The 6,265-nt window shown below is 46.1% G+C and carries 8 protein-coding genes and 2 tRNA genes; all 10 read left to right on the forward strand.

The window, feature by feature from the left end; translation table 11 throughout:
* Nucleotides 1–11 precede the first annotated feature (11 nt).
* On the forward strand, nucleotides 12–527 hold the full coding sequence (locus B2751_RS02360) for a polysaccharide biosynthesis C-terminal domain-containing protein (protein WP_290772547.1): 516 nt from the start codon (nucleotides 12–14) through the stop codon (nucleotides 525–527).
* The gene (gene mazG, locus B2751_RS02365; RefSeq protein ID WP_290772551.1) at nucleotides 524–1,954 is read left to right on the forward strand and encodes a nucleoside triphosphate pyrophosphohydrolase; all 1,431 of its coding nucleotides are present in this window, start codon (nucleotides 524–526) and stop codon (nucleotides 1,952–1,954) included. Before B2751_RS02360 ends, mazG begins: the two co-directional genes overlap by 4 nt.
* A complete protein-coding gene (locus tag B2751_RS02370; RefSeq protein WP_023466556.1) occupies nucleotides 1,951–2,223 on the forward strand; it encodes an RNA-binding S4 domain-containing protein in 273 nt (90 codons plus the stop codon). The genes mazG and B2751_RS02370 overlap by 4 nt, the downstream gene beginning before the upstream one ends.
* Nucleotides 2,224–2,289: 66 nt before the next feature.
* A complete protein-coding gene (locus tag B2751_RS02375; RefSeq protein ID WP_035413247.1) occupies nucleotides 2,290–2,667 on the forward strand; it encodes an FtsB family cell division protein in 378 nt (125 codons plus the stop codon).
* 83 nt (nucleotides 2,668–2,750) lie between these two features.
* On the forward strand, nucleotides 2,751–3,266 hold the full coding sequence (locus B2751_RS02380) for a S1 domain-containing RNA-binding protein (protein ID WP_035413250.1): 516 nt from the start codon (nucleotides 2,751–2,753) through the stop codon (nucleotides 3,264–3,266).
* Nucleotides 3,267–3,419: 153 nt separating this feature from the next.
* A tRNA-Met gene (locus B2751_RS02385) sits at nucleotides 3,420–3,496 on the forward strand.
* Between the two features lie 9 nt (nucleotides 3,497–3,505).
* Nucleotides 3,506–3,577, forward strand: a tRNA-Glu gene (locus tag B2751_RS02390).
* 71 nt (nucleotides 3,578–3,648) lie between these two features.
* Nucleotides 3,649–4,881 carry a tRNA lysidine(34) synthetase TilS gene (gene tilS, locus B2751_RS02395; protein ID WP_290772554.1) on the forward strand — a complete coding sequence of 411 codons (1,233 nt, stop codon included), beginning with the start codon at nucleotides 3,649–3,651 and terminating at the stop codon, nucleotides 4,879–4,881.
* Between the two features lie 33 nt (nucleotides 4,882–4,914).
* Nucleotides 4,915–5,460, forward strand: coding sequence for a hypoxanthine phosphoribosyltransferase (gene hpt, locus B2751_RS02400; RefSeq protein WP_035413256.1), 546 nt, complete (start codon nucleotides 4,915–4,917; stop codon nucleotides 5,458–5,460).
* 120 nt (nucleotides 5,461–5,580) lie between these two features.
* Nucleotides 5,581–6,265: ATP-dependent metallopeptidase FtsH/Yme1/Tma family protein (locus B2751_RS02405; RefSeq protein ID WP_290772557.1), on the forward strand; the 685-nt coding region annotated here is incomplete at its 3' end.

Raw genomic sequence — 6,265 nt, forward strand, 5'->3', positions numbered from 1 at the left:
GAACAGCGGGATTGATTTGGCTCGCAGCGACGGCATTTGCCGCATCGATCGCGATGATGATCGTCTCTTGTCTCCAGTCGGTTGATGCCGAGAAGTATGCGCTTGTTGGTGTTCTTATCGGATTAGGGGCGAAGCTTACTCTGAACCTCTATTTCATTCCCCGATATGGTATGATCGGGGCGGGTATGGCGACATTTGGAGGTTTTGCCGTCATGGCGGCAGCGCAATGGATTTTATTGAACCGGAAGTTCGGTCGTGTATCTGTGGGAACTGTTTTTTATCGAAGACTGGTCTTACCTGTGCTTACCATGGGTGTGTTTCTGTATCTTATCGAGACGTTTTTCCAGCTGTTTGAGCTTGAGACACGAATCGGTGCGGCACTCGAAGTCGGCGTTCTTGTCGTCGGTGGTGCCATCATTTATGGCAGTATGGCGTTACGCTTTCGTGCCTTATCAGAACAAGAGTGGGCGTTATTGCCTTTAGGAGATAAGTTATATCAGATGTACCAACGTAGGAGGAGCATATGACACACCGAATTACGATCGTCGGCCTTGGCGTCGGCGAACTCGAACAATTGCCGTTTGGCATCTATCGATTATTAAAAAACACGACACAACCTGTCTATTTGCGGACAGTGGATCATCCAGTCGTTTCAGAACTTGCAGCAGAGGGAATGAACTTTACATCATTTGACTCAGTTTATGAACGACATAGTCGGTTTGAAGACGTATATACAGAAATCGTCGAGGAATTGCTTCGTCTTTCTGAAACGGCAGACATCATCTATGCCGTTCCAGGACATCCATTAGTCGCTGAGAGTACCGTGCAACAGTTGTTGCAACGGACAGACAATGTCGATGTCGTAGGGGGACAAAGTTTTCTCGATCCGATGTTCGCTGCACTTGGCGTGGATCCGATTGAAGGATTCCAGTTACTTGATGCAACGGCATTTGCTGTCGATGAAGCACAGATTCGTCAACATCTACTGATTGGGCAAGTCTATGACGCGCTCGTCGCTGGCGACTTAAAAGTCCAGTTGATGGAACGTTATCCGGACGAACATCTCGTCACTCTTGTCACAGCAGCAGGTACGAGTCAGCAAACCGTTCAAAACGTACCGTTATATGAACTCGATCATGTGACGACGCTCAGTAACTTAACGACGGTCTATGTACCACCGGTTACGGATGAGCAGACGTTGAATCGTGACTTCGCGACTTTAAAAGAGATTATCGCGCGATTACGCGGTGAAGGTGGTTGTCCGTGGGATCAAGAGCAGACGCATGAGTCCTTAAAACGACATTTAATCGAAGAATCTTACGAATTACTGGAAGCAATCGACCTTCAGGACGATAACTTAATGATAGAAGAACTAGGAGACGTCCTCTTACAGGTCATGCTCCACGCACAAATTGGTCTAGATGAAGGGTATTTTGATATTCGAGACGTCATCGGAAGCGTCAGCGATAAGATGATTCGTCGCCATCCCCATGTCTTCGGGGAAACGACTGTTGATTCTTCAGCAGACGTTGTGTCGAACTGGCAAGACATCAAAGCACAAGAAAAACCGGAGCGGACTTCTTTGCTTGATGGTGTGACAAAAGGAGCACCTGCTTTGATGCGCGCAGAAGACATTCAAAAGAAAGTGGCGAAAGTCGGTTTCGAGTGGGCAGATGTCGAGGGGGCACTTGAAAAAGTGATCGAAGAGTTACGTGAATTGAAAGAAGCCGCCCCAGAAGAACGACTCGGAGAATTTGGAGACGTCCTGTTCTCGATAACACTCGTCGGAAAATACCTCGGTCTATCGGCAGAAGAAGGATTACAACGAACGAATGATAAATTTATTCGCCGTTTTACACGGATGGAACAACTAGCGGATCGACCGCTCGTTGAGATGACGCTTGAAGAGCAAGATTCACTCTGGCATCAAGCGAAGCAGGAGGAACAGTCATGAGACTTGATAAATTTTTAAAAGTATCGCGTCTGATCAAACGACGGACGCTTGCGAAAGAAGTTGCTGATCAAGGTCGGATTACGATCAATGGTAATGTAGCGAAAGCAAGTAGCACGGTAGCAGCAGGTGATGAGATGACGATTCGGTTCGGAAATAAGATCGTGACAGTTGCGATTTCAAGCATTAAAGAACATGCGAAAAAAGAAGAAGCATCTGATATGTATGAAATCATCCGTGAAGAAAAGGTGAATTCCGAAGAATCGATGTAATTTACCGGAAAAAGGAAGTATACTAAAGAGTGTCAGGGATGACCACTCAGAAAGAGGAGGGATGATATGCCAACACCGCTCGAATCAGGGCGTCAAACGCCAAAGATCAAGCCGCTCAATGACCGTAAGAAGCAATTGAGTCAGAATGCTATTGAAAACCGTCGACGTCTCAAAAATCGCTTTTTCTTGTGTCTGACCGTCTTTTTGCTCATCTTTTCCCTCATGGGGTGGTCATACATGGAAAAACGGCAATTGATCGCAGAACAAAAGCAGTCATTTCAAGTAGCTGAACAGGAGCAGACGAAAGCAAAAAAAGAGACTGCTCGTCTGAAAGAAGAAATCAATCGTCTCAATGATAAAGAATATGTGGCGAACTTAGCCCGGAGTGAGTTGCTCTATTCGAAAAAAGGAGAAACGATCTTCTACTTTTCACCTGAAGACTAATTGAAGGTTGCCGATTGATTGAAAAAAGAATGAATCACTCGTATAATAAGAAACGAATCAACTAAAAAGGAGCAATACAATTTATGTCGATTGAAGTAGGCAGCAAAGTGCAAGGGAAAGTAACAGGCATCACGAATTTCGGAGCGTTCGTTGAGTTACCAACAGGGAAAACTGGTCTTGTTCACATTAGTGAAGTGGCAGATTCTTATGTTAAGGACATCAATGATGTATTAACGGTTGGTCAAGAAATCACCGTTAAAGTCTTAAGTGTTGAAAACGATGGTAAGATTGGTCTTTCCATTAAAAAAGCCGTCGATCGTCCAGAAGGTGAACGCCCACGTCCAGCACGTCAGTTCGATCGTGGACCACGTCCAGCAGGACAAGATCGCGGACCACGTTCGTTCGATAACAAAGGACCGCGTGGAGGCGGTAATCGTGGAGGCTTCAACAAAGGTGGCCGTAATACACCACCACCGCGCAAAGAACAATCGTTCGATACGTTGATGTCTAGTTTCCTGAAAGATAGTGAAGATCGTCTTGCTACATTGAAACGTCAAACGGATTCAAAACGTGGCGGGCGCGGCGCAAAACGTCAATAACTTGCTGACCTGTTCTTTATAAGAATAGAGATGGAATGACGCCGTTCATTCCATCTTTTATTTTTTTAAAATTATTTTTATAAAAAGCGTTGACTTTCATTTGCCCTGCCCGTATTATAGAAAATGTGCTTAAGACGCACGAGTTAAAAATATGGCGGTGTAGCTCAGCTGGCTAGAGCGTACGGTTCATACCCGTGAGGTCGTGGGTTCGACTCCCTCCGCCGCTACCATATTTTTTTGGCCCGTTGGTCAAGCGGTTAAGACACCGCCCTTTCACGGCGGTAACACGGGTTCGAATCCCGTACGGGTCATTCTCAAAAAGCTATCTCTATTATATAGAGATAGCTTTTTTTAGGTTTTAACGGAAAGGGGTGAAGTCGTAATGGAAGGTGTGCCGTTCGAACCGCTCCTAGTCGGAGTGTCTGGAGGATGTGACTCGATGGTACTCGTCGATCGGTTGTATCGAGAAGGGTATGACATTGCAATTGCACATGTGCATCACGGATTACGAGAAGCATCCGACGAAGAAGCACATTTTATCGAAGACTGGGCAGCAACTCGAAAGATTTTGTTTTTCATGACGCGTTTGGACTGGGCAGGACGTACGAGCTCTCAAGCAGCATGTCGTGAGGAACGGTATGCATTTTTTGAGCGCACCATGGAAGAGACCGGACGCTCGCGTCTTGTTCTCGCCCATCATCAAGATGATCAAATCGAGACGTTGCTCATTCAGCTCGTTCGAGGAGAAGCACAAGTTGATGGGATTCCTGTCATTCGTCCGTTTGGTAACGGCTGGTTACATCGACCGTTACTACATGAATCGAAGCAAGCATTACTCGATTATGCATGGCAACATGAGGTACCGTGGCGAGAGGATGCATCAAATGCAGAAACGACCTATTTACGAAATCAAATTCGGCATAAGATTCTTCCGCCACTACGAGACATTCGTCCTGGTTTTGAACAGGCAACAGCAGCAGCAGCACATGCGCGACAGCAAATCATGCGTGAGCAGGCAACATTCGTCGCGACCTATCTCGACCGGTGTAAGGAAACAAACGGAATTCCGGTCGCACGTATTTTAGAATTGCCGACGGATTTACAACGGCTCGTCTTGCCGACGTTAACGGGCGATACGTTTTCTTCCGAAACGATTCGTCACTTTGTTACATGGCTTCGGGTGGATAAGGGCTCGGACGAAGTGTATTATGGAAACTGGAGGATGCGACGTGCATATGGCTTTTTGATGCAAGATCGTGTGATACGGTCAATGAATGACGATTTACCGTTTCAAGTAGGGGAGAATTTGGGAACGTATCATTATGGTGAACAAATGCTTCGCTTCTCAATTGGAACGCACGGGATCCCACTGGACGCGATTACGTTTCCGTTGACGGTACGTCCGCCACGTCCGGGAGATCGGATTCAACTTGCTGTTGGTTCGAAAAAAGTCAGTCGAATTCTGATTGATGCGAAGGTTCCACGTTATCTCCGGGAACAAGTGCCGGTCGTCGTCGATGCAAATGGAGTGATTTTAGCCGTCATTGGACATCGAATTGCAATATTCGGGTCATTTGAACTCCTCGCAAAATCTTATTTAATGATAGAATGGTAATGTAGTGTTTATTATGGAGGAGGAATACCTAGCATGACCTTGATGAACGATATGGAAAAAGTATTGATTTCAGAAGAAGAGATCCAAAATAAAGTGGGCGAACTAGCCGGCGATTTGACAGCGGATTATCACGATCGTTTTCCGTTGCTTGTGTGTGTCTTAAAAGGCGCAATGCCTTTCATGTCCGATCTTGTGAAAAAGATGGATATGCACCTTGAAATGGACTTCATGGACGTTTCGACGTATCACGGTGGGACAACATCAACCGGTGAAGTCAAGATTGAAAAAGATTTGAACACATCGGTAGAAGGACGCGACATCTTGATTGTCGAAGATATCATCGACAGCGGATTGACGCTTGGCTACCTCGTAGACCTCTTCAAGTACCGGAAAGCGAAGTCCGTTAAAATCGTGACATTGCTCGACAAACCGACAGGACGGAAAAATGATTTGCATGCAGATTACAGCGGCTTCGTCATTCCACACGAATTCGTCGTCGGGTATGGTCTGGATTACGAAGAGAAATACCGTAACCTTCCGTATGTAGGTGTCTTGAAACCTGCAGTCTACGGTGGCTAATTATTTTTAATCTCGTCTGTCCCATGATAAGATGAAACCAATTACAAAGCGCGCCCTGTCGCGCCAGGATTCGTATTCATCCATTAGAAAAACGAGATGGATGCGGAGAGGAGGCATAAGATGAACCGAGCAGTGAAGAATACCCTCGTGTTTGGGGTCATTTTTCTAGCTTTGATCTTGTTTCTGCAATACTTGCAGAGTCCAGTGAACAAAAGCAAAGAAATCAATTACACACAGTTTGTCGAGTCTGTTGAAAAAGGTGAAATCAAGACGGCTACCTTCCAGTATGAAGGCCAGACGTATAATGTGACAGGAGATTTGCGTGCAAAAGATTCGACGTATGAAACAGTCGTACCGGCTGTTGATACGGAACTAACGGATCTCTACACGCAATTGAAAAGCCAAGGAGTCAAGATGGACTTCAAGGCAGCAGAAACGAATGGTGGTTGGATCGCGTTACTAACGACGATCGTTCCATTCATCATCATCTTCATCCTCTTCTTCTTCTTGATTAATCAAGCACAAGGTGGCGGTGGTGGCGGTCGCGTCATGAACTTCGGGAAATCGAAGGCACGCCTCTACGATACAGAGAAGAAAAAGATTACGTTTGATGATGTAGCCGGCGCAGACGAAGAGAAACAAGAACTCGTCGAAGTCGTCGAATTCTTAAAAGATCCGCGTAAATTCGCGAAGCTCGGTGCCCGTATTCCGAAAGGGGTTCTCCTCGTGGGTCCTCCAGGTACAGGTAAAACGTTGCTCGCGCGTGCTGCAGCTGGTGAAGCTGGCGTACCATTCTTCTCGATTT

The sequence above is a fragment of the Exiguobacterium sp. UBA6282 genome (assembly GCF_002440475.1).
Taxonomy (GTDB): Bacteria; Bacillota; Bacilli; order Exiguobacteriales; family Exiguobacteriaceae; genus Exiguobacterium_A.

What these genes read in the sequence shown, in the direction of transcription:
- mazG (WP_290772551.1), top strand. Translation starts at nt 524, where the DNA reads ATGACACACCGAATTACGATCGTCGGCCTTGGCGTCGGCGAACTCGAA.
- B2751_RS02370 (WP_023466556.1), top strand. Translation starts at nt 1,951, where the DNA reads ATGAGACTTGATAAATTTTTAAAAGTATCGCGTCTGATCAAACGACGG.
- B2751_RS02375 (WP_035413247.1), top strand. Translation starts at nt 2,290, where the DNA reads ATGCCAACACCGCTCGAATCAGGGCGTCAAACGCCAAAGATCAAGCCG.
- B2751_RS02380 (WP_035413250.1), top strand. Translation starts at nt 2,751, where the DNA reads ATGTCGATTGAAGTAGGCAGCAAAGTGCAAGGGAAAGTAACAGGCATC.
- tilS (WP_290772554.1), top strand. Translation starts at nt 3,649, where the DNA reads ATGGAAGGTGTGCCGTTCGAACCGCTCCTAGTCGGAGTGTCTGGAGGA.
- hpt (WP_035413256.1), top strand. Translation starts at nt 4,915, where the DNA reads ATGACCTTGATGAACGATATGGAAAAAGTATTGATTTCAGAAGAAGAG.